The organism is Myxococcus vastator (genome assembly GCF_010894475.1).
Classification (GTDB): Bacteria; Myxococcota; Myxococcia; order Myxococcales; family Myxococcaceae; genus Myxococcus; species Myxococcus vastator.
This window is the reverse complement of record NZ_JAAIYB010000761.1, coordinates 1-2092: the sequence shown is the minus strand read 5'-3', so window position 1 is coordinate 2092 and position 2092 is coordinate 1. Positions and strand designations below refer to the sequence as shown.

Below are 2092 nucleotides of genomic sequence, written 5' to 3'. Positions count from 1 at the left end.
GTCCTGGGGCTGGGGGCCCGAGGTGCGGTCCTTGACGTAGACGAGGTACTTCATCGGGAAGGCTCCTTGGAAGAAGGGGGGTCAGCGAGTCGAGGCGGGCCGCAGCCTGGTGAGGCTCCGGCGGATGTTCTGCAGCAGGCCGCGCGGCGTCTGTCGCAGGAAGAAGTGGTCCCCCAGGAACGTCTGGGTGGCGAACGGACCGGCGGTGAGCTGGCGCCACGCCTCCGTCGCGTCATCGAGCACGTAGTCGTCGAAGCCGCGGAAGGCGGAGAGCGGGCACGTCAGGACGGGGCCTGGCTTCCACGCGTAGCCCTCGCACACGGCGGTGTCCGCCAGCATGGTGGCGCGCATCAGCGTCAGCAGCTCTTCGGCCATCTCGCCGGACACGGCGCGTGACTCACCCAGGCGCCGGGCCTCGGACGCGTCGATGTCATGGGTGGCCGTGGCCGGCGTGTGGGCCTGGAGCGTGTGCGGCGCCCGGTAGCTGGCGACGAAGAGGTGCAGGGGCGCTGGCAGCCCGCGCTCGCGCAGGGCCCGCGTCAGCTCGTATGCGAGCAGCGCGCCCATGCTGTGTCCGAAGAGGGCGTAGGGCTTGTCCGTGTGCTGCGCCAGCACGTCCACCAGGGGCGCGATGACGTCCGGCAGCGCGCGCAGGGGCGGCTCGCGCAGGCGGTTCTCCCGGCCGGGGAGCTGCACCGGGCACACCTCGATGTCCTGCCCCAGCTCCGCCTGCCAGGCGCGGAACAGCGAGGCGCTGCCGCCCGCGTGCGGCAGACAGAACAGCCGCACCCAGGAAGCAGGTGCGGGGACGTGGAAGGCCAACCACTCCGTCATGACCGCACTTCGCGTCCCTGTCCGCCGACGAGCTGCTGGTACACGGCGAGGTTGGCGGCCACCATGCGCGGCAGACTGAACAGCTCCACCACGCGTTGCTGGCCGGCCCGCCCCATGCGCCGCGCCCGCTCACGGTCCTCCAGCAGGTTGAGCTGCGCGGCGGCGAGCGCCTCGACGTCCACTTCACGCGGGCCTCCCGGTGCGCCGGGGAGGACGGGGACCAGCAGGCCCGTCTTCTCGTGGTCGACGATCTCCGACGGGCCTCCAGAGCGCGTCGCCACCAGCGGCAGTCCGGAGGCCATGGCCTCGATGGCCGTGTAGCCAAAGGGCTCGTACAGCGAAGGCACCAGCGCCAGGTCCGCGATTCGGTGGAGCAACCCGAGCTGCTGGCGCGGCAGCTTGCCCAGCAGCTTGATGCGGTGGCGCAGGTGCGCATAGCGCTGGGTCAGCGTCTGCACCATCTGCGTGGACTCGCGCGAGTCGGTGCCACCGGCCAGGAGGAAGCGCACGTTGGGGCGCCGTTCGAGCACGCGCTCGGCGGCGGCGAAGATGGCGCTGATGCCCTTCATGGGGTGCAGCCGGCCCGTGTAGAGGACCACAGGGTCCTCCGGAGTGGCCACCGTGGCGCGCAGCCGGGCGTAGTCCTCCGGCGAGTGCGAGGGCTGGAGGAAGGGGCCCGCGTCCATGCCGCAGTGGATGGTGTGCAGCAGCGACGCCGGCATCCCGTAGGTCTCCCGGATGAGCTGGCTCATGGAGTCACTCACCGAGATGACGTTCGTCGACCCGTCGTAGAAGCTGCGCTCCTCCTCGAGAATCTCCGGGTCGGGCGTCTGTCCCCACCATCGCTCGGCGGGCTCGGAGATGTAGTGGCTGGTCCCCAGCACGGGCACCCCGGCCTCGTTGGCCAGCGCTCGCGCGGCGCGGTGGGTGTGCCACTGGTGGAAGTGGATGAGGTCTGGCTGCTCCTCGCGGATGAGCTCGCGGCCTCGGTGAAGCAGGTCGTCGTTGAAGACGCGAATGCCGCCCACCAGGGAGAGCTTTCCCGCCTGGGAGAGGCTGCCGCGGCTGGGCGGCATCATGTGCACGGTGAGGTGGGGCTCGCGGAGCACGGCGGGCTCGCCGGGCGTGTACGCCAGGACGGTGACCTGGCACCCGCCCCGCGCCAGCCCGCGGGCCAGCTCGTAGACGTAGGTGCCCACACCGCCGGCCACGTTCGGGGTGTACTCCATGGCCAGGAGGAGGGCCTTCAGGGGTGGGG

Annotated in this window: 2 protein-coding genes; both read right to left on the bottom strand. The window is 71.3% G+C overall.

Annotated features, from left to right (window positions below):
- Nucleotides 1-81: 81 nt before the first annotated feature.
- On the bottom strand, nt 82-834 hold the full coding sequence (locus tag G4D87_RS36980) for a thioesterase II family protein (RefSeq protein ID WP_163787475.1): 753 nt from the start codon (nt 832-834) through the stop codon (nt 82-84).
- On the bottom strand, nt 831-2092 hold a 1262-nt coding region (locus G4D87_RS36975; RefSeq protein WP_240358917.1), incomplete at its 5' end, for a glycosyltransferase family 4 protein. The genes G4D87_RS36975 and G4D87_RS36980, both read right to left, overlap by 4 nt.